This is a genomic window from Pseudomonas sp. Z1-29 (assembly GCF_051131995.1).
Lineage (GTDB): Bacteria > Pseudomonadota > Gammaproteobacteria > Pseudomonadales > Pseudomonadaceae > Aquipseudomonas.
In genome coordinates this window covers 928606-948543 of sequence record NZ_CP071645.1, presented here as the reverse complement: position 1 = coordinate 948543, position 19938 = coordinate 928606, and the positions used below count along the sequence as shown (strand labels likewise).

Below are 19938 nucleotides of genomic sequence, written 5' to 3'. Positions count from 1 at the left end.
CATGGGCTGGAAGGCCCGGATGCAATTGCGTAAGGCAGGTGCTGCCCAGGAAGTTCAGGGTGCGCGATTGTACGCAAGCCGGCAGAGCCTTGCAAGTGGCCGTCTATCGCGCCTTGACACCTGCGGACGTGGGTCCTAGCATGCCGCGCAACCCTTCTGGAGCGCCTGTCGCTGATGCAACCCCAAGCTTTCTACCGCGCTGTGGCGGACGATTTTAGCGCCGTCGACGGTATCATCAAGAAGCAGCTGACTTCCCGAGTGCCGCTGGTATCGAAAATCGGCGACTACATCACTTCGGCCGGGGGCAAGCGCCTGCGTCCTCTATTGGTGCTTTTGTGCGGCAAGGCCCTGGGTCGCGAAGGCGACGACATGCGCCTGCTGGCCGCCACCATCGAATTTTTGCACACCGCGACGCTGCTGCATGACGACGTGGTCGACATGTCCGGCATGCGCCGTGGCCGCTCGACCGCCAACGCGATGTGGGGCAACGCCCCAAGCGTGCTGGTGGGCGACTTCCTGTATTCGCGCTCGTTCGAAATGATGGTCGAACTGGGCTCGATGCCGGTGATGAAGATTCTGTCCCAGGCCACGCGCATCATCGCCGAAGGCGAAGTGTTGCAGTTGTCCAAGGTCCGCGACGCCAGCACCACCGAAGAAACCTACATGGAAGTCATCCGCGGCAAGACCGCGATGCTCTTCGAAGCCTCGACTCACAGCGCCGCCGCCCTGGCCGGCGCCACCGCCGAGCAGAGCGAAGCCCTGCGCACCTTCGGCGATCACTTGGGCGTGGCGTTCCAACTGGTAGACGACCTGCTGGACTACAAGGGCGACGCCGACACCCTGGGCAAGAATGTCGGTGACGACCTGGCCGAAGGCAAGCCAACCCTGCCGCTGATCTACACCATGCGCGAAGGCACGCCGGAACAGGCCGCGCTGGTCCGCCAGGCGATCCAGAAAGGCGGGATTGAGGATCTGGAAAGCATCCGTGCGGCGGTTGAAGCTTCCGGTTCGCTGGACTACACCGCAACCCTGGCCCGGGACTACGTTGCCCGTGCGATCAAGTGCCTCGACGCCCTGCCGGCCAGCGAATACCGCGACGCGCTGGTGGAACTGAGCGAATTTGCGGTGGCGCGTACGCACTGACACCCAAGGAGCTTTTTTGTGGCGAGGGGATTTATCCCCGCTGGGCTGCGAAGCAGCCCTAAAAGCTATATTCCGGTGTTCCAGGTAGATTGGTTTGAGCTCTCTTGGGGCTGCTGCGCAGCCCAGCGGGGATAAATCCCCTCGCCACAGGTTCTCCGAACGCAGTACCATCCCTCTTTCGCAACAAAACCCTATACAATGTGCGCCCTTTTGATCTCCTGATACCCAAGGAACCTTAGTGAGCACGTTGCCTCCCTGCCCGAAATGCAATTCCGAATACACCTACGAAGACGGTACTCAACTGGTCTGCCCGGAGTGTGCCCACGAATGGTCCGCCAGCGGCGAAGCTGAAGCGCCGTCCGACGATACGGTGAAAAAAGATTCGGTCGGCAACGTCCTGCAGGACGGCGATACCATCACCGTGATCAAGGACCTCAAGGTCAAGGGCACTTCGCTGGTGGTCAAGGTCGGCACCAAGGTGAAGAATATCCGCCTGTGCGATGGCGACCACGACATCGACTGCAAGATCGACGGCATCGGCCCGATGAAGCTCAAATCCGAGTTCGTCAGAAAGGTCTGAACCTGTCACACGTGCATCCCGCGTCACGCGCGGGATGCTGCTTCGCCCCCATCGTTTCGCCAGGCCCGCCAGTTGCGGATGACCTGAGCCATCCCAACCCATCGTCAGAAAAACCCGCGTTGCGCCAATAGAGACTTGCTATTTAGCGAATAAGAATTATTCTCATCGAACCCCATCAAGGAGATGAGAACCATGACTTATTTGATCGATGCCTGGCTGGACCGCCCACATCCCTACCTCAGAATCCTGCATCGGGAAACCGGCGAAGTCTGTGCGGTGCTCGAAGAAGAAGCCTTGAACGAGCTGCAGGACCAAGGCGACCTGGACCTCAACAGCCTCAATTCCAGTGAGCCGCTGGTGCTCAAGGAGCTGGTGCGTAACCTGTTCCTGTTCTGCTACGCCCGGGCGTTGCGCCCGACGGGTGATTTCAGTGGCAGGTTCCATGGATGAAGCAGCAAACCCTGTGGGAGCGAGCCTGCTCGCGAAGACGGTAGGTCAGTCGATATCAATGTTCGATGACACACCGCTTCGCGAACAGGCTCGCTCCCCCAAAAGGCAATTGCCTTACAGAACGTCCAACAGCTCGACGTCAAACACCAGCACGCTGTGCGGTGGAATGCTGCCAACGCCCTGGGCGCCGTAGGCCAGTTCGCTCGGCACGTACAGGCGCCATTTGCTGCCGGCGTTCATCAGTTGCAGCGCTTCGGTCCAGCCCGGGATCACGCCACCTACCGGGAATTCGGCTGGCTGGCCACGATCGTAGGAGCTGTCGAACACAGTGCCGTCGATCAGGGTGCCATGGTAGTGGGTACGCACCTGGTCTTCGCGAGTCGGCTTGGCGCCTTCGCCCTGGGTCAGCACTTCGAACTGCAGGCCGGACGCCAGGGTGGTGATGCCTTCGCGCTTGGCGTTTTCGACCAGGAATGCACGGCCTTCGCCAGCAGCGGCTTCAGCCTTGGCGGCGGCTTCGGCCTGCATGATTTCGCGGATCACCTTGAAGCTTGCGGACATCTCGTCCTGGCCCACGCGGCTCGGCTTGCCGGCGAAAGCGTCGGTCAGGCCGGCGAGGATCGCGTCCAGGCTGACGCCCGGCGGCGGGTTGTCGCGCAGTTGGTCGCCCAACTGACGGCCGATGCCGTAGCTGACGCGGGTTTCGTCGGTGGACAGGTTAACTTCGGACATGCTGCTGCTCCGCTGTGCGGACGGCTCGGGAACGTGCCGTGCGTGACACAGCGCCTCCCGGAGCGCCCGGAACCAAAAGGGCGAGCAGACTAGCACAGATGCCGCCGCCCGTGACGAACCTCAATGCTTGGTCAGTTTGTCCAGATAGCCCATGGCGAATGCCGAGACCACGAAGGTCATGTGGATGATCACGTACCACATCAGGTGCTCGGGATCGACGTTCTTGGCGTCCATGAAAATACGCAGCAAGTGGATGGACGAAATGGCAACGATCGACGCCGCGACTTTCATCTTCAGCGACGAGGAATCCATGGTGCCCAGCCAGTTGAGCTTTTCCTTGTCGGAGTCGATGTCCAGTTGCGAGACGAAGTTCTCGTAGCCGGAAATCATCACCATCACCAGCAGGCCGCCTACCAGCGCCATGTCGATCAGCGACAACAGCACCAGGATCAGCTCGGACTCGGCCATGGCAAATACGTTGGGAATGATATGAAAGACTTCCTGGAAGAATTTCAGTGCCAGGGCCAGCAAGCCCAGGGACAACCCGAAGTAGATCGGCGCCAGTAGCCAACGGGAGGCATACATTGCATTTTCGATAAAGCGTTCCATTGAGTCTCACACCTGGGCTGAAAAATCGCGGCGAGTATATCAGCCACGACCCGCCCCACAAACGCCGCCCCCTTCCTGGGGCCCGACGCTTGTGTCAAGACTTTACCGCGCTGAAGGCTCAATGCAGCGGGCGATATTCGACGCCGCCGACGTTGCGACAACGGCCTCCGTTGATTTCCCGTAGCTGTGCCTGCATGTGCAGCGACCAGATCTGCGGATCATCAGCCAGCTCATAACCGTGCAATGTCAGGTTCTGGACGATGGTGTCGAGGAGGGTTTCAGCGGCAGTCGGGCCAGGGAACGGCCCTTGGGCCTTGATCGCGGTAGGTTGCTCGCCGGCCATTCCGGCGGCGAACAGTACAGTCCACATGCCGGTGTTGCCAGCGAGCGGACGAACGGCGCATTCGATACGGGTCACCAGACCCAGGCAGTGGCGAGTAAGACAAAGGTTGCGCGACATGGCGGCGCCCCTCGGTAGATCCGGTATTCAGCCCGGGAAGGCTGTTTCGATCCAATGATGGCTCTCGTTATCCTTGAACTGAGGATAGGAGAAAAGTTCCGGCCGCAAGGGATTTCGAGACCAGAATGCGCCGAGCGGTCATAGTGTGAATATTGACGCCAAACTGGTGACGCACAGTCGAAATAACCCACGAAACAATGTGGGAGCGAGCTTGGTCGCGATAGCGGTTTGACAGTCAAAAAACTGTGACTGAAACTCCGCTATCGCGAGCAAGCTCGCTCCCACAGGGTCTTGCGGCGGTCAGGAAAGCGTTACGCAGGCTTCGCCTCCGCCAGGGCCTGCTGGGCCATTTCCTTTTCCGCTTCCTTGATGTCGTCTTCGCTGATCATTTCCGCGATCACCCGTAGCCGCTCCACCACGCGAGCGTTGACGCTGCCCTCCGGGAACTCGCCATTTTCATCCGGCTCACCGGCAGGTTCGCCCACCAGCAGGCTCAATGCCTCGTCGGCCTGGCGCACGGCATAGACGTGGAACTGCCCCGCTCGCACCGCGGCCAGCACCTTCTCGTCGAGCATCAGGGTCGCAACGTTGGCCTGGGGGATGATCGCACCCTGCTCTCCCGTCAGTCCGCGGGCTTCGCAGAGGCGGAAGAACCCTTCGATCTTCTCGTTGACCCCGCCGACCGCCTGCACTTCGCCGAACTGGTTGATCGAACCGGTGATCGCGAAGCACTGCTTCAACGGCGTCTTCGACAGGGCCGAGATCAACGTGCAAGCCTCGCCCAGGGAGGCGCTGTCACCGTCCACATAACCGTAGGATTGCTCCAGGGCGATGCTGGCCGAAATCGCCAGGGGGAATTCCTGGGCATAACGGCTGCCCAGGTACCCGGTGAGGATCATCACACCCTTGGAGTGGATCGGCTGGCCGAGGTTGACCTCACGCTCGATGTCGACGATACCGCTGCCGCCCGGGTACACCGTGGCGGAAATCCGCGCCGGCACGCCAAACGCCGAATCCCCCACTTCCAGCACGGTCAGCCCGTTGCACTTGCCCACGGCCGCGCCGTCGGTATCGATCAGGATGATCCCGGCCAGCATGTCGTCGAGGATCCGCGCCGAAACCCGTCCGGTGCGAGTCGCCTTGGCCTTGAGGGCGCGCTCGATGTGGCCGGCATCGGTCATGTCATCGCCGGCCAACTGCCGGATGAAGTCCGCTTCGCTGACCAATTGGAACAGATCACCGATCCGCGCCGACAGGCGCCCCTGATGCTCCGCCAGGCGCGCGCTGTAAGTGGCCAGGCGCGCCACCGCATCGGCGGTAAGCGGGGCCATGCCCTCCTCCGAGGTTCGGGTCTTGAGCAACTGGGCAAACTGCTCCAGGCTCTCGTCGCCCATCGGGATGTCTTCGTCGAAGTCCACCAGCACGCGAAACATTTCCTGGAAGTCCGAATCCAGGTCCTGCAACGCGTAGTACAGCTGGCGGGCGCCGATGATCACCACCTTGACCTGCAACGGAATATGTTGCGGCGTCAGGGTGACCGTCGCCAGCCGCCCCAGCTCACCCAACGGCGACTCCATCTTCAGCTTGCGCGATTGCAGGGCGCGCTTGAGCGCATCCCACACGAACGGCTCGCCGAGCATCTTTTCCGCCTCAAGAATCAGGAACCCGCCGTTGGCCCGGTGCAAGGCACCCGGGCGCAACTGCCGATACGTGGTGTAGAGCGCGCCCTGATCGGTGCTGTACTCGATGCGCCCGAACAGGTTGTCGTAGGTCGGGTGCGGTTCGAACACCACCGGCGCGCCACCGCTCGCCGGATGCCCGACCACCAGGCTCGGCGCGTATTGCTCCTCGAGCAATTTACGGGCGACGGCGTCGGTCTTGCTGTCGTCGACCAATTGCTCGACCACGGTCTTGAGCAGGTAGACCTGCATGGCCTGCAGGTAGCCGCAGACGGCGGCATTCTCGGCGTATTTTTCCGAGAGCGGCGCGAGCAACGGCTGCAAGGCCAGGGTGATGGTTTCTTCGTTGAGCTGGCGCAGCTGGTTGTTGGATTCGCGTTTCCACTGCGGCAGGCTGGCGAGCTCTTCGTTCAGACGCTCCTCCAGATTGGAAATGTCCTCATGGAAGCGCTCGCGATCGGCCTCCGGCAACTGGGCGAACTCCGCTTCATCCAGGGCCTTGCCTTCGCTCATCGGCGTGAAGGCGATGTTGCTGCTGTCACGGTACAGCGCGACATCCTTTTCCAACGCCAGGCGCTCGATCACATCGAGGGCGCGGTCGTAGCGCTGATTGAAGGCGCGGTCGATCGCGCTTTTTTTCTGTTGGTAGGACGGATGCTCGAACACCGCCGGAAAAGTCGCCAGCAGATTGTCGATCAGGCCATTGATGTCGGCGATGAATGCCCCGGCCGTGCCCGACGGCAATTCCAGGGCACGCGGCTCGCGAGGCTCGTCGAAGTTATTGACATAGACCCAGTCCGCCGGGGTCTGCATGCGCTTGCCCTCGGCCTTGAGGTAGCGTTTGACGAACGAGAACCGACCGGTGCCGGGCTCGCCCATGACAAAGACGTTGTAACCGGGGCGTGGCATCGCCACACCGAACTGCAAGGCTTCGACCGCGCGTTCCTGGCCAAGCACACCGCGAAAGGGCTCCAGATCATTGGTGGTAGAGAAGCTGAACTGTTCAGCGGAAAACGGACGGGTCAGCGCTTCGGGCGCTAGACGCAAGCTGGCAGCAACAGGATCAGGCATCGGGCTTCCTTACATCAGGCGGGGCAGATAGCGGCATTCTGGCGCTGCCCATGCCTGACTGGCAAGGAGCGCCTCAGGCCGAAGCATAGTCGACGGCCCCACCACCGGCAGAAGCCCGTAAACAGGTGATTTCAAATAATGTTTTTGCAAAATGTCACGGAACCCTCGGAACGTGCCTAAACTCCAAACTGCGCGGCTGGAACAATAACCGGCCCACTGGCTGCTGTAGTGGCCAGACCCTGTCCATTGGTATGCACATAAAGAGAACATAGCTATGAAACGGATTCTTCTCGGTACTCTCTTCACCGCTGTATCCATCAACGCCATGGCTCAGGCCCCGGGCGGCCCGGATTGCGGTTGGGGCAACATGCTGTTCGAAGGCCAGCGTGGCACCCCGGCGCACTTCCTCGCATCCACCACCAACGGCACCTCCGGCAACGCCACCTTCGGCATGACCTCCGGCACCAACGGCTGCTCGACCAACGCGGCACTGACCTACGGTGGCAAGTCCTGGCTGGCCATGAATGGCATGATGAACGAGCTGTCCGAAGACATGGCCAAGGGTCAGGGTGAAGCACTGACTACCTACGCCGTGGTACTGGGCGTGGCGCCGGAAGACCGCGCGCATTTCTCCGCTGTGACCCACGAGCACTTCCAGCAGATCTTCAGCAAGGCTGACGTGACCGCCGAAGACGTGCATACCAACACCCTGGCCGTGCTGAAAAACGACCCTCGCCTGGCCAAGTACGCTACTCAAGCTTAAGCTCGACATCACTCGCTCCTTTCGGGGAGCGGGTTTTTTCTTTTTGGGGCCCCTTCGGTCTTTATTTTTCGACTTTCCAAGTAGCCGACTATGCTCAAACGCCTTGCCTGGCTGGCGCTCTGTGTGTGCGCCCCGCTGTCCGCCGCGCCTCATGTCGATCCTCAACGTTTGCAGCAACTGGCCAATGACCGCTTCTGGATTTCCCTGGGTCACTACGAAACGGCCAAGCTCGGTGGCTGGCGCAGCTATGTCAGCGATCGCAAGTTTTTCCTCGCACCCGACGGCAATGAACATCCCGACCGTGAGCTGACCGCCACGCTGCAAGCCTTGTACGGCCCGGCCAGTGCCGGCCAGCAACATGCCCAGTGCGTGTACCCGGCGCGAACGCGCTGGCTCAAGGCGCAGCTCAACCTGACGGACCTGCCGGCGGTCAATTGCAGCGAATTCACTCAGTGGTTCAAGGACGTATCGCCCCACAGCGCGGTGATGATTTTCCCCGCCGCGTACCTGAACAGCCCTTCCTCGATGTTCGGCCATACCTTGCTGCGCATCGACCAGGCCGACGTGCAAAGCGACAAGACCGCCCTGCTCAGCTACGCAATCAACTTCGGCGCCTACATCGAGGGCTCCGACAACAGCCTGCTCTACGCCTGGAAGGGCTTGATGGGCGGCTACCCAGGACTGTTCGCCCTGGTGCCGTACCAGGAAAAACTCTCCGAGTACCGTAGCCTGGAGAACCGCGACCTGTGGGAATACCGTCTCAACCTGAGCCAGGCGGAAACCGAACGCATGGTCGAGCATGTGTGGGAACTCAAGCAGATCCAGTTCGACTATTTCTTCTTCGATGAAAACTGCTCCTATCGCCTTCTCGAACTGCTGCAGGTGGCGCGTCCGAGCCTGCGCCTGACCGAGCAGTTCCCGCTGACGGCGATCCCCACCGACACTGTCAAGGCGGTGAAAGAAGCCGGACTGGTGGAAAGCATCCAGTACCGGCCGTCCCGCGAGCGAGAGCTGCTCAGCCGCGCCGAGCCGCTCAGCGACGACGAGCAGCAATGGGTACAGAAAGTCAGCGCCGACCAGCAGCAACTGCAAGCGCCGGCATTCAAGGCGCTGCCGCGTCAACGCCAGGCCCTGATCATCGATGCGGCCTATCGCCTGGAGCGCTATCGCGCCAACGGCCAGGAACGTGACCCACAGCGGGCCCAACGCAGCTTCGAACTGCTGCGGGCGATCAACCGCAATCCCGCGCCGGAACTGGACATCCCGCAACCCGGCCTGCCCGAGGATGGTCATGAGTCGCGCACCTGGCAGGCTGGCCTGGGTACGCGAGGCGATCGTGCGTTCGGTGAATACGGCTTGCGCATGGCCTATCACGACCTCAACGACAATGCCGAGAGTTTCCCGCTCGGCGCACAGATCGAGATCCTGCAATTGAAGCTGCGCCAGTACGAAGGCAACGATTGGCAGCTACAACAACTGGACCTGGCGACCATTCGCTCGCTGACCCCGCGCAATGAGTTGCTGCAGCCGCTGTCCTGGCAGGTTACCGGTGGCCTGGAGCGGGTGCCTGGCAAACACGACGATGAAACCCTGGTCAGCCACGTCAACGGCGGCGCCGGTGGTACCTGGGCCTTGGGTGAGGATGTGCTGGGCTTTGCCCTGGGCACGGTGCGGGTCGAGCACAATAACGACTTCGCCCAGTTCATCGCCCCGGCCGCCGGCTTCAACAGCGGCGTGCTGTGGAAAAACCCACTGGGCAACCTGAGCCTCGAAGCCAAGGGCGATTACTTCGTCAACGGCGAAGTGCGCCGTAGCGTGAGCCTGAATCAGCAGTGGGAATTGTCGCGCAACCTCGGTCTGCGCCTGAGCGCCCAGCGCGAATTCAGCCAATTGGCTTCGCCGGAAACCGAGGTGATGCTCGAAGTGAAGTGGTACCACTACTGAACGAACGGAATGATCACCGCGCTTTCACGCCTTTCTGACGAATCCGCTTCTAGACTTGCCTTACAAGTGGATCCGGCAGGCAGGCAGAACATGAGGCGCGCGGCAGTGGTACTGGGTGTGTTGATGTTGCTCGGTGGCTGCGAAACCACCCACGAGGATCTGATCGCCCGAGGTTATCCACCGGCCTTCGCCGATGGCTTCGATGACGGTTGCAGCAGTGGCCGGCAAGCCGCCGGCTCAATCACTGGCCAATTCCGGAAAGACGTGCCGCGTTATCTCAAGGACGCCCACTACGCCGAAGGCTGGAGCGATGGCTTTCGGCAGTGCCAGGCCATGCGCGAGAGCCAAGAGCGTGACGCCTACCGTGAGCGCCATTGGGACGACCGCGAACGGGCCTGGCAACAGGAGAAAGATCGGGACGCCGCCCGGGCTTATCGCTCGCCGTGAGTCGCGTACAGACATTCGTCGAAACCAAAACCCTGCGACCATGGCCCAAACTCCACTACAAGGAGATCATCATGAGTCGCGCCTTCGTCAACGAAGACAACGCCGCCGCCCAGGCCGATCAACCGGTCGAGCGTCAGGTCAGCACGCAACCCAACTACGTCACACCCGCCGGGCTTGCCCAGCTACAGGCGCGTGTCGCCGAGTTGCAAGCACTGCACAGCCAACAGACAGCCCAGGGCGAGCAGGCGGACAAGCAGCGTATCGCCGACCTCGAACGGGACCTGCGGTATTTCAATCAGCGGCTGCAGAGCGCGCAAGTCGTCACCTTGAGCAAATGTGATCAGGTGCGAATCGGACATTGGGTGACATTCGCCGATGAGCACGACCAGGCGCAACGAGTGCAACTGGTGGGTGAAGACCAGGCCGATGCCGCCAATGGATTGATCAATTGGGGTTCGCCGCTGGGGCGGGCCTTGCTAGGTGCGAAGATCGGGGATGAGGTGGTGTGGAAGCGGCCGGTGGGGGATGTGGCGATCGAGGTGCTGGAAATAGAGCTTGGGTGATGTTGCTGGCCTCATGTGGGAGCGAGCTTGCTCGCGATGGCGGTGGATCAGTCAATTATCGTTCAACTGATCCGACGCCTTCGCGAGCGGGCTCGCTCCCACAGGGTTCGATGCAGCCAGATATCTTGCGGCAACCCCAAAACAATGTGGGAGCGAGCCTGCTCGCTCCCACAGGATTCGATGTCGGCCAGGTATCTTGCGGCAAACCCAAAACCAATGTGGGAGCGAGCCTGCTCGCGAAGGCGGTGGGTCAGTCAATTATTTTTCGACTGATCTGACGCCTTCGCGAGCGGGCTCGCTCCCACAGGGTTCGATGTCGGCCAGGTATCTTGCGGCAAACCCAAAGCCAATGTGGGAGCGAGCTTGCTCGCGATGGCGGTGGTCAGTCAATTATCGTTCAACTGATCTGACGCCTTCGCGAGCAAGCCCGCTCCCACAGGATTCGATGTCAGCCAGGTATCTTGCGGGAAACCCAAAACCAATGTGGGAGCGAGCCTGCTCGCGATGGCGGTGGGTCAGTCATTATCGTTCAACTGATCTGACGCCTTCGCGAGCGGGCTCGCTCCCACAGGATTCGATGTCAGCCAGATATTCTGCGGCAACCCCAAAACCAATGTGGGAGCGAGCCTGCTCGCGAAGGCGGTGGGTCAGTCAATTATTTTTCGACTGATCCGACGCCTTCGCGAGCGGGCTCGCTCCCACAGGGTTCGATGTCAGCCAGATATCTTGCGGCAAACCCAAAACCAATGTGGGAGCGAGCCTGCTCGCGATGGCGGTGGGTCAGTCAATTATTTTTCGACTGATCTGACGCCTTCGCGAGCGGGCTCGCTCCCACAGGGTTCGATGTCAGCCAGATATCTTGCGGCAACCCCAAAACCAATGTGGGAGCGAGCCTGCTCGCGATGGCGGTGGATCAGTCAATTATTTTTCGACTGATCTGACGCCTTCGCGAGCGGGCTCGCTCCCACAGGATTCGATGTCAGCCAGGTATCTTGCGGCAACCCCAAAGCCAATGTGGGAGCGAGCTTGCTCGCGATGGCGGTGGGTCAGTCAGTTATGTTTCAACTGATCTGACGCCTTCGCGAGCGGGCTCGCTCCCACAGGGTTACTGCTTAGCCGGGCGAATCAAGCCAGCTTCTTGTGCCGTACACGATGCGGCTGGGCAGCGGCTTCGCCGAGGCGCTTCTTGCGATCGGCTTCGTACTCGGTGTAGTTGCCTTCGAAGAACACCGCTTGCGAGTCGTCTTCGTACGCCAGGATGTGCGTCGCGACGCGGTCAAGGAACCACCGGTCGTGGGAGATCACAATGGCCGCGCCCGGGAAGTCCAGCAGGGCCTCTTCCAGGGAACGCAGGGTTTCGACGTCGAGGTCGTTGGACGGTTCGTCGAGCAGCAGGACGTTGCCACCCTCCTTCAAGGTCAGCGCCAGGTGCAAGCGACCACGCTCACCACCGGACAGGTCCTTGACGAATTTCTGCTGATCGCCACCCTTGAAGTTGAAGCGCCCCACGTAGGTACGCGACGGGATTTCGTAGCTGCCGATGCGGATCTGGTCGGAGCCGTCGGAAATCTGCTGGAACACCGTCTTGCTGCCGTCCAGGTCGTCGCGGCTCTGGTCGACGCAGGCCAGCTGCACGGTTTCACCGATTTCGATGGTGCCCGAATCCGGCGTTTCCTTGCCCATCAGCATGCGGAACAGCGTGGATTTACCGGCGCCGTTACCACCGATCACGCCGACGATGGCGCCCTTGGGCATGGAGAACGACAGGTTGTCGATCAACACGCGGTCGCCGTAGCCCTTGGTGACGTTCTTGAACTCGATGACCTTGTCACCCAGGCGTGGGCCGGCCGGGATGTAGATCTCGTTGGTTTCGCTGCGCTTCTGGAATTCCTGGGACTGCATTTCCTCGAAGCGTTGCAGACGCGCCTTGGATTTGGACTGACGAGCCTTGGCGCCTTTGCGCACCCACTCCAGTTCTTCCTTCATGGCTTTTTCATGCGCCGATTGCTGCTTGGACTCCTGGGCCAGACGATCGGATTTGGCCTCCAGCCAGCCCGAATAGTTGCCTTCGTATGGAATGCCTGCGCCACGGTCGAGCTCCAGGATCCAGCCGGCAACGTTGTCCAGGAAGTACCGGTCGTGCGTGATCGCAACCACGGTGCCAGGGAAATCGTGCAGGAAGTGTTCGAGCCAGGCGACGGAATCGGCGTCCAGGTGGTTGGTCGGTTCGTCGAGCAGCAGCATGTCCGGGGCGGACAGCAGCAAGCGGCACAGCGCCACGCGGCGCTTTTCACCGCCGGACAGGTGCTCGACCTTGGCGTCCCAGGCTGGCAGGCGCAGTGCATCGGCGGCGACTTCCAGCTGACGGTCCAGGTTGTGGCCATCGCTGGCCTGCAGGATCGCTTCGAGCTTGGCCTGCTCGGCGGCCAGCTTGTCGAAATCGGCGTCCGGATCGGCGTAGGCGGCATAGACCTCGTCCAGGCGCGCCTGGGCGTCCTTGATCACGCTGACCGCTTCCTCGACCACTTCGCGGACGGTCTTGGTCGGATCCAGCTGAGGTTCCTGCGGCAGGTAGCCGATGTTCAGGTCAGGCATCGGACGGGCTTCGCCGTCGAATTCGTTGTCGACGCCAGCCATGATTTTCAGCAGCGTGGACTTGCCCGAACCGTTGAGGCCCAGCACGCCGATCTTGGCGCCGGGGAAAAATGACAGCGAAATGTTTTTCAGGATTTCCCGCTTCGGCGGAACAACTTTGCTCAGCCGATGCATGGTGAAGACGTATTGAGCCATGGTGAACCTAGCGTCAGTGACAGGTGAAAAGAACGAGCCAGGCCATGCGCGGCGCGGGCACTTGATGTTGATCAATGCCTGCGGGCGGATTGAGCCTGGGAATCTGGAGCCGGAGCGCTCTTGTTTGACCGGCAAAGCTACCTCAACCGCCGGTCAAGGTCCAGCCGCCCAGGGCTGGCACTTTGCCACAAGTCAAGGCATGCTAGCCGCCCTTCGGGCGTCCGGCTTATAGTGCACGTCGCGCCAGTCCAGCAAACTGCAGGATTACAGCTTGTCCAACGTCACTCCGTCCCCGTCCCCGCGCGCCGCCCCTGCTGTGCCTGGCGTGCCCCTGCGCGGGACATTGAAGGGCGCGCTGGCCTCGCTGGTGCTGTTGCTGCTGGGCCTGCTTTTCTGGCAATTGCTCGACCAACTGCGCGAAACCCAGCAGCAACAGCGCCAATACACCATCGACTACACCGCCGACCTGGCCGCGCAAGTCAGCCTGAACATGGCGTTGAATGCGCAGATTGCACTCAATCTGCTACCGATCGTCGAACAACCGCAAAGCGCCGACGAACAACAGGCGCTGCTGCGCAAACTCCAGCAATCGTTGCCCGAATTACGCAGCCTGGCACTGCTGAGCCCTTCCGGCCGGGTGCTCAGCGACAGCGACGCTACCAGCGAGGATGCCGGCTACCTGGCCGAACTGGTACGGCGCAGTCATGCCCAGGCGCATTATTTCAGCAATGCCGAGGACGGTTCCGTGGTGCACCTGCTATTGCATCAGGCCAGCGGCAGTACTCGCGGTTATTGGGCGTTGCGCCTGACCCCGAGTTTTTTTGCGACATTGACCAAACAGGCCGATACCGGGCTGCGCCCGCTGTGGCTGGTGGAGAACCGGCTCAACCAGCAAATCGTCAGCCGTGACGAGGCTCCGCCCGCGCTCAACCCGACCCGATTGACCGAGCAAGACTTGAGCAACACCGTGTTGACCGTGCCCCTGAGCAGCAGTGACTGGCAGCTGCGCGGGTTGTTCGATCGCAGCCAGGTGCTCGAACAATTGCTGCCCGCGTTCATCGGCAAATGCCTGCTGGGCCTGGCGTTTTCGCTGCTGCCGGTGATCGCGCTGCTGAACATGCGTCGCCGCCAGCGTCAGTTGCATGAGGGGCGCCGCCGCTACCAGGACATTTTCGAGGGCACCGGCGTGGCCCTCTGTGTACTTGACCTGTCCGGGCTCAAGGCCTTTTTTGCCAGGGCCGGCCTGCATGATGGCGAGCAATTGCGCGCCTGGCTGCAGGTCCCCCAGCAGCTCGAGCAGTTACAGCAGCAAGTGCACGTCACCGAAGTCAACCAGATGGCCTTGAAGCTGCTCAATGTCGACTCCTGCGAACAGGCCTGGCAACTGCTGGTGGGCAACGCGGCAAAAGACAACAACCCGGTTGGCTCGAAACTGCTCGAAGCGCTGCTCGACCAGCACAAACAACTGGAACTGGAAATCAGGCTCCAGGACGCCCATGGTCGTGACCAGCATTTGTGGCTGGTGTTGCGCCTGCCGGAAACGCAGGATGACTATAACGCCGTCATCCTGAGCATCAGCGATATCACCAGCCGCAAGCTCATCGAACTGTCGCTGCTTGAGCGCGAAGGCTTCTGGTCCGACGTGGTGCGCACCGTCCCGGATCATCTTTACGTACAGGACGTCATCAGCCAGCGGATGATCTTCAGCAACCACCACCTGGGCCAGACGCTCGGCTACGACCGTACTGAATTGCACCAGATGGGCGAGTATTTCTGGGAAATCCTGCTTCACAGCGACGATGCCGATCATTACCACCACCTGCGCCAGGAACAGCGCCGCGGCGGTTACACGCAACTGCTGCAATGCCAGTTACGCTTTCGCCATCGCAACGGCAAATGGCGACGTTTCGAGGTCCGCGAACAGGCCCTGGCCCGGGACCGCCATAATCAGGTCACGCGGATCATCGGCGTGGCCAAGGACATCACCGAGCAGATCGAGGCCAGCGAATCGTTGCGCGACAGCGAGCAGCGCTACCGGATGCTCGCCGAAAGCATCAGCGACGTGATTTTCTCCACCGACAGCAAGCTCTCGCTCAACTATGTCAGCCCGTCGGTCCAGGCAGTGCTGGGCTACACCGCCGACTGGATCTTCCAGCATGGCTGGCAGTCGACCATCGCCAATCCGCAACAACTGACCGGCATCTACAGCCTGATGGATCGCGTCAGCAAGGCCCTCGACCAGCCCGACCAGTTGGCCGAGCTGCGCAACCAGCTGCAGACCCAACTGTTCCTGTTCGACTGCCTGCGTGCCGACGGGCGCAAGATCCCCATCGAGCTGCGGCTGGTGCTGGTGTGGGACGACAACGGCGCGTTCGAGGGGGTATTGGGCGTCGGCCGCGACATCAGCCAGCAGCGTCGCGCCGAAAAAGACCTGCGCATGGCCGCGACGGTGTTCGAGCATTCGACCTCGGCGATTCTGATCACCGACCCGGCCGGCTACATTGTCCAAGCCAACGAAGCCTTCAGCCGGGTCAGCGGTTATGCGGTGTCGCAGGTGCTGGACCAGTTGCCCAACATGCTGACCGTAGATGAGCAGCAGGAAGCCCACTTGCGCTACGTGCTCAAGCAGCTGCAACAGCACAGCACCTGGGAAGGCGAAGTCTGGCTCAAGCGCCGCAACGGCGAGCACTATCCGGCCTGGGTCGGCATTACCGCGGTGCTCGACGACGAAGGCGACCTCGCCAGTTATGTGTGCTTCTTCAGCGACATCAGCGAGCGCAAGGCCAGCGAGCAGCGCATCCATCGCCTGGCTTACTACGACGCCCTGACCCACCTGCCCAACCGCACGCTGTTCCAGGACCGCCTGCATACCGCGCTGCAATCGGCGGAACGGCAGAAGAGCTGGGTGGTGCTGATGTTCCTCGACCTGGACCGCTTCAAGCCGATCAACGATTCCCTCGGCCACGCCGCCGGCGACCGGATGCTCAAGGAAATGGCCACGCGACTGCTCGGCTGCGTGGCCGATGACGACACGGTGGCGCGCATGGGCGGCGACGAGTTCACCCTGTTGCTGCAACCGCGCGCAAGCCGCGAAATGGCGCTCAACCGGGCGATTACCGTGGCCGAGCAGATCCTTGCCAGCCTGGTCCGGCCGTTTGTGCTCGAAGGCCGGGAGTTCTTCGTCACCGCCAGTATCGGTATCGCCCTGAGCCCACAGGACGGCAACGAGCTGAGCCAACTGATGAAAAACGCCGACACCGCCATGTACCACGCCAAAGAGCGCGGCAAGAACAACTTCCAGTTCTACCAGGCCGACATGAACGCCAGCGCCCTGGAGCGCCTGGAGCTGGAAAGCGACCTGCGCCATGCGCTGGAACAGAACGAGTTCGTCCTGTATTACCAGCCACAGTTCAGCGGCGACGGCAAGCGCCTGACCGGGACCGAGGCCTTGCTGCGCTGGCGCCATCCGCGACGCGGGCTGGTGCCGCCAGGGGACTTCATCCCGGTGCTCGAAGAACTCGGGCTGGTGGTGGACGTCGGCGACTGGGTCATCAGCGAGGCCTGTCGCCAGCTCAAGACCTGGCACCAGGCCAAGGTCCGGGTGCCGAAGGTCTCGGTCAACATTTCCGCCCGGCAGTTCTCCGACGGCCAACTCGGCACGCGAATCGCCAATATCCTGCGCAGCACCGGCCTGCCGCCGGCTTGCCTGGAACTGGAGCTGACGGAGAGCATTCTGATGCGCGAAGTCAGCGAGGCGATGCAGATCCTGGCCGGCTTGAAGAATCTGGGCCTGAGCATCGCGGTCGATGACTTCGGCACTGGTTATTCATCGCTCAACTACCTCAAGCAATTCCCCATCGACGTGCTGAAGATCGACCGTACTTTCGTCGACGGCCTGCCGTCCGGCGAGCAGGATGCACAGATCGCCCGGGCAATCATCGCCATGGCCCATAGTCTCAACCTGGCGGTCATCGCCGAGGGTGTCGAGACCCATGAGCAACTGGATTTCCTCCGTGAACATGGCTGCGACGAAGTCCAGGGCTACCTGTTCGGCCGCCCGATGCCGGCCAACCGGTTTGAAGCGCAGTTCAGCAATGATGCGCTGTTCATGCTCGACTGAGATTTACATCGTCTGGGCGGGCCCCTTCGCGAGCGGGCTCGCTCCCACAGAGGAATGCATTTCAAGTGTGGGAGCGAGCCTGCTCGCGAAAGGCCCGGCCAGGACACCACTTGGGGCGCATGAAACCCATTCGTCCAGGACATGACGTCCTTTCATATGCCTTCCAAAACCGGTTGGGTTAGAATGCCCCCCTTTTCTGCCCCGATCCTTGAGGACCGCCATGTTCAGCCGTGATTTGACTATTGCCAAGTACGACGCCGATCTCTTTGCCGCCATGGAGCAAGAAGCTCAGCGCCAGGAAGAGCACATTGAGCTGATCGCTTCGGAAAACTACACCAGCCCCGCGGTGATGGAAGCTCAAGGCTCGGTACTGACCAACAAGTACGCCGAAGGCTACCCGGGCAAGCGCTACTACGGCGGTTGCGAGTACGTCGATGTGGTCGAGCAACTGGCCATCGACCGCGCCAAGCAACTGTTCGGCGCCGATTACGCCAACGTCCAGCCGCACGCAGGCTCGCAAGCCAACGCCGCCGTCTACCTGGCGCTGCTGTCGGCCGGCGACACCATCCTGGGCATGAGCCTGGCCCACGGCGGTCACCTGACCCACGGCGCCAGCGTCTCGTCCTCGGGCAAACTGTATAACGCCATCCAGTACGGCATCGATGGCAACGGCCTGATCGACTACGACGAAGTCGAGCGCCTGGCGGTCGAGCACAAGCCGAAAATGATCGTGGCCGGCTTCTCCGCCTACTCGCAGATCCTCGACTTCCCGCGCTTCCGCGAAATCGCCGATAAGGTCGGTGCCTACCTGTTCGTCGACATGGCTCACGTTGCGGGCCTGGTCGCCGCTGGCGTCTACCCGAACCCGGTGCCGTTCGCCGACGTGGTCACCACCACGACCCACAAGACCCTGCGTGGCCCACGTGGCGGCCTGATCCTGGCACGCGCCAACACCGACATCGAGAAGAAGCTGAACTCGGCCGTATTCCCAGGCGCCCAGGGTGGCCCGCTGGAGCACGTGATCGCGGCCAAGGCGATCTGCTTCAAGGAAGCTCTGCAACCTGAGTTCAAGGCCTACCAGCAGCAAGTGGTGAAGAATGCCAAGGCCATGGCCGGCGTGTTCATCGAACGCGGCTTCGACGTGGTCTCCGGCGGTACTGAAAACCACCTGTTCCTGCTGTCGTTGATCAAGCAGGACATCTCCGGCAAAGACGCTGACGCCGCATTGGGCAAGGCGTTCATCACCGTGAACAAGAACTCGGTGCCGAACGACCCACGCTCCCCATTCGTCACCTCGGGCCTGCGCTTCGGCACCCCGGCCGTGACCACTCGCGGCTTCAAGGAAGCCGAGTGCAAGGAACTGGCCGGCTGGATCTGCGACATCCTGGCGGACCTGAACAACGAAGCGGTGATCGATGCCGTTCGCGAGAAGGTCAAGGCCATCTGCAAGAAGCTGCCGGTGTACGGCGCTTAACAGCAGTAGCAACAAAAAAACCGGCCCCTGCGGCCGGTTTTTTTTGGCGGTATGAAAACCCAGGCGCAGGCGCGGATGGTCAGAGGAGCGCGGCGTCGAACCCTTCGCGGATCTTCTCTTCAGGCAATTCGTCAGCAATAAATACGATCACGCTTTCCCGAGCTTCACCCTCGGCCCATTCGGTGTCCCAATCGAAACCGTACAGCTTGAGTACGCCCTGGAATACCAGTCGGCGGGGTTCGCCGGCAATGTTCAGCACACCTTTATAGCGCAGCAATTGCTTGCCGTGTTCTTCCAGCAGCTGGTTCATGAACGCACTGAGCTTGTCGATATCCAGCGGCTTGTCGGTGCGCAGCACGAGGCTGCTGATGCGATCGGCCGTGGTGGCCTTGGCGACCGGGCGAAGGCTGAGCCCGCCGCCCAGGTCCGCGTTGAGATTGAAGCCGCGAATGTCGAGTAACTCGGCCAGATCAATCTTGCCGTGCTCGACCACTCGGATCGGCGCCCGTCGGTTAATCCGGGTAAGGCGCTCGGCAAGCGCCTCGGCATGGGCTGCATCCACCAGGTCGGTCTTGCTAAGGAGCAGCCTATCGGCAAACCCGACCTGTGCCTGAGCGATGGCCTGGGTCAGGTGGACCTCGGCGTGGGCGGCGTCCACCAGGGTCAGGATGCCGTCAAGAATGTAGCGTTCGCGCAGGTCTTCATCGATGAAGAAGGTCTGGGCCACTGGGGCTGGATCGGCCAGGCCGGTGCATTCGATCACCAGGCGGTCGAAGGCGATCTCACCGCTGTCCAGCCGCTCGAGCAACAGGTACAGGGCCTTGGTCAGGTCGGTGTGGATGGTGCAGCACACGCAGCCATTGGCCAGGGTCATGACTTGCACCGGATCGTCGCCCAGTAACTGGGTGTCGATGCCGGCATCGCTGAATTCGTTCTCGATCACGGCGATTTTCAGGCCGTGCTCGGCCTTGAGCAGATGACGCAACAACGTGGTCTTGCCAGCACCGAGAAAGCCGCTGAGGATCGTGACCGGGATGGGAGAGGACACACTGGATCTCCTGTTTCGAAATTAGAATAAGGCAAACAAATTCCTGTGGGAGCGAGCCTTTGTAG

Annotated in this window: 15 protein-coding genes; 9 read left to right on the top strand and 6 right to left on the bottom strand. The window is 61.4% G+C overall.

Going from position 1 to position 19938, the window contains the following annotated elements; translation table 11 throughout:
* Positions 1 to 174 precede the first annotated feature (174 nt).
* From J3P84_RS04420 to J3P84_RS04410, 3 genes are all read left to right on the top strand, one after another.
* Positions 175 to 1143: a polyprenyl synthetase family protein gene (locus tag J3P84_RS04420; RefSeq protein WP_305498703.1), complete on the top strand. Its 969-nt coding sequence runs from the start codon at positions 175 to 177 to the stop codon at positions 1141 to 1143.
* Positions 1144 to 1381: 238 nt separating this feature from the next.
* Entirely contained in the window at positions 1382 to 1723 is a 342-nt protein-coding gene (locus J3P84_RS04415) for a zinc ribbon domain-containing protein YjdM (RefSeq protein WP_030140290.1), read from the top strand.
* A 192-nt stretch (positions 1724 to 1915) separates the two neighbouring features.
* Positions 1916 to 2173, top strand: a complete 258-nt coding sequence (locus tag J3P84_RS04410; RefSeq protein WP_003205743.1) for a PA4570 family protein — start codon at positions 1916 to 1918, stop codon at positions 2171 to 2173.
* A 114-nt stretch (positions 2174 to 2287) separates the two neighbouring features.
* Here J3P84_RS04410 and J3P84_RS04405 read toward each other — a convergent pair whose 3' ends face one another.
* From J3P84_RS04405 to J3P84_RS04390, 4 genes are all read right to left on the bottom strand, one after another.
* A complete protein-coding gene (locus J3P84_RS04405; RefSeq protein WP_434628142.1) occupies positions 2288 to 2905 on the bottom strand; it encodes an FKBP-type peptidyl-prolyl cis-trans isomerase in 618 nt (205 codons plus the stop codon).
* A gap of 120 nt (positions 2906 to 3025) precedes the next feature.
* Entirely contained in the window at positions 3026 to 3514 is a 489-nt protein-coding gene (locus J3P84_RS04400) for a TIGR00645 family protein (RefSeq protein ID WP_047230159.1), read from the bottom strand.
* Positions 3515 to 3632: 118 nt separating this feature from the next.
* Positions 3633 to 3974, bottom strand: a complete 342-nt coding sequence (locus J3P84_RS04395) for a hypothetical protein (protein WP_434628139.1) — start codon at positions 3972 to 3974, stop codon at positions 3633 to 3635.
* A gap of 311 nt (positions 3975 to 4285) precedes the next feature.
* A complete protein-coding gene (locus J3P84_RS04390) occupies positions 4286 to 6724 on the bottom strand; it encodes a Lon protease family protein (RefSeq protein WP_434628136.1) in 2439 nt (812 codons plus the stop codon).
* Positions 6725 to 6998: 274 nt separating this feature from the next.
* Between J3P84_RS04390 and J3P84_RS04385 the strand changes: the two genes are divergently transcribed.
* From J3P84_RS04385 to J3P84_RS04370, 4 genes are all read left to right on the top strand, one after another.
* The gene (locus J3P84_RS04385; protein ID WP_030140293.1) at positions 6999 to 7487 is read left to right on the top strand and encodes a DUF3015 domain-containing protein; all 489 of its coding nucleotides are present in this window, start codon (positions 6999 to 7001) and stop codon (positions 7485 to 7487) included.
* A gap of 90 nt (positions 7488 to 7577) precedes the next feature.
* On the top strand, positions 7578 to 9431 hold the full coding sequence (locus J3P84_RS04380; protein ID WP_434628133.1) for an Lnb N-terminal periplasmic domain-containing protein: 1854 nt from the start codon (positions 7578 to 7580) through the stop codon (positions 9429 to 9431).
* Positions 9432 to 9521: 90 nt separating this feature from the next.
* Complete coding sequence (locus J3P84_RS04375; RefSeq protein WP_434628131.1) at positions 9522 to 9878, top strand: hypothetical protein; 357 nt, start codon at positions 9522 to 9524, stop codon at positions 9876 to 9878.
* A 71-nt stretch (positions 9879 to 9949) separates the two neighbouring features.
* Positions 9950 to 10441, top strand: coding sequence for a GreA/GreB family elongation factor (locus J3P84_RS04370; protein ID WP_434628128.1), 492 nt, complete (start codon positions 9950 to 9952; stop codon positions 10439 to 10441).
* Between the two features lie 1125 nt (positions 10442 to 11566).
* Here J3P84_RS04370 and ettA read toward each other — a convergent pair.
* Positions 11567 to 13231: an energy-dependent translational throttle protein EttA gene (ettA, locus tag J3P84_RS04365; protein WP_434628125.1), complete on the bottom strand. Its 1665-nt coding sequence runs from the start codon at positions 13229 to 13231 to the stop codon at positions 11567 to 11569.
* Between the two features lie 271 nt (positions 13232 to 13502).
* Here ettA and J3P84_RS04360 point away from each other — a divergent pair, with 271 nt between their 5' ends.
* Positions 13503 to 17351, top strand: coding sequence for a bifunctional diguanylate cyclase/phosphodiesterase (locus J3P84_RS04360; RefSeq protein ID WP_434628121.1), 3849 nt, complete (start codon positions 13503 to 13505; stop codon positions 17349 to 17351).
* 220 nt (positions 17352 to 17571) lie between these two features.
* On the top strand, positions 17572 to 18825 hold the full coding sequence (glyA, locus tag J3P84_RS04355; RefSeq protein ID WP_434628118.1) for a serine hydroxymethyltransferase: 1254 nt from the start codon (positions 17572 to 17574) through the stop codon (positions 18823 to 18825).
* A 79-nt stretch (positions 18826 to 18904) separates the two neighbouring features.
* Here the strand turns inward: glyA and yjiA are convergent, their stop codons facing one another.
* Positions 18905 to 19873 carry a GTPase gene (gene yjiA / locus J3P84_RS04350; protein ID WP_434628115.1) on the bottom strand — a complete coding sequence of 323 codons (969 nt, stop codon included), beginning with the start codon at positions 19871 to 19873 and terminating at the stop codon, positions 18905 to 18907.
* Positions 19874 to 19938 lie beyond the last annotated feature (65 nt).

What these genes read in the sequence shown, in the direction of transcription:
- J3P84_RS04385 (WP_030140293.1), top strand. Translation starts at nt 6,999, where the DNA reads ATGAAACGGATTCTTCTCGGTACTCTCTTCACCGCTGTATCCATCAAC.
- glyA (WP_434628118.1), top strand. Translation starts at nt 17,572, where the DNA reads ATGTTCAGCCGTGATTTGACTATTGCCAAGTACGACGCCGATCTCTTT.
- J3P84_RS04405 (WP_434628142.1), bottom strand. Translation starts at nt 2,905, where the DNA reads ATGTCCGAAGTTAACCTGTCCACCGACGAAACCCGCGTCAGCTACGGC.
- J3P84_RS04380 (WP_434628133.1), top strand. Translation starts at nt 7,578, where the DNA reads ATGCTCAAACGCCTTGCCTGGCTGGCGCTCTGTGTGTGCGCCCCGCTG.
- J3P84_RS04395 (WP_434628139.1), bottom strand. Translation starts at nt 3,974, where the DNA reads ATGTCGCGCAACCTTTGTCTTACTCGCCACTGCCTGGGTCTGGTGACC.
- J3P84_RS04420 (WP_305498703.1), top strand. Translation starts at nt 175, where the DNA reads ATGCAACCCCAAGCTTTCTACCGCGCTGTGGCGGACGATTTTAGCGCC.
- J3P84_RS04400 (WP_047230159.1), bottom strand. Translation starts at nt 3,514, where the DNA reads ATGGAACGCTTTATCGAAAATGCAATGTATGCCTCCCGTTGGCTACTG.
- J3P84_RS04370 (WP_434628128.1), top strand. Translation starts at nt 9,950, where the DNA reads ATGAGTCGCGCCTTCGTCAACGAAGACAACGCCGCCGCCCAGGCCGAT.
- ettA (WP_434628125.1), bottom strand. Translation starts at nt 13,231, where the DNA reads ATGGCTCAATACGTCTTCACCATGCATCGGCTGAGCAAAGTTGTTCCG.
- J3P84_RS04375 (WP_434628131.1), top strand. Translation starts at nt 9,522, where the DNA reads ATGAGGCGCGCGGCAGTGGTACTGGGTGTGTTGATGTTGCTCGGTGGC.
- J3P84_RS04410 (WP_003205743.1), top strand. Translation starts at nt 1,916, where the DNA reads ATGACTTATTTGATCGATGCCTGGCTGGACCGCCCACATCCCTACCTC.
- J3P84_RS04390 (WP_434628136.1), bottom strand. Translation starts at nt 6,724, where the DNA reads ATGCCTGATCCTGTTGCTGCCAGCTTGCGTCTAGCGCCCGAAGCGCTG.